The following is a 460-nucleotide window of genomic DNA, read 5'->3' on the forward strand; positions in this document are numbered from 1 at the left end:
CCTATATGGGCGGCGCGGGTGCTTTCAATCAGACATTGATCGTCGGAGAGAACGGCTATCTTTCCTCGCTCCAATCGGAAGCGGCCATCCTCTGGGGGCATGGTTCCACCGTCGTCAATCACGGTGTGATCGAGGCACACGTCGCCAGTCTTGGCCTGCACGGAGACGGCGGCAATGACAGGATCGACAATAGCGGCACGATCCACAGCATAAACTACGACGGCATTTTTCTGACCGGAAGCGACAATGTCGCGGTGACCAATAGCGGCCTGATATCGGGCGCGGCGCTGGCGATCGATTGTGCCACCGACACCGGCAACATATCGGTTCGCAACACCGGTACGATGTCCGGCGGCATCCTCTTCGGTGACGGTGCCGACAGCTATGATGGAAGCGGCGGCGCCGTGTCGGGCCTCGTTCAGGGCGGCATTGGCGACGACCGGATCGTAGGCGGGGACGC

The 460-nt window shown here is 61.3% G+C and carries 1 pseudogene; it reads left to right on the top strand.

Going from position 1 to position 460, the window contains the following annotated elements:
- Nucleotides 1-460 (top strand): annotated as a pseudogene (locus AC1D0P_RS29275) (hypothetical protein); the annotation flags it as partial.

It is taken from the genome of Polaromonas sp. P1_G2 (assembly GCF_056405515.1).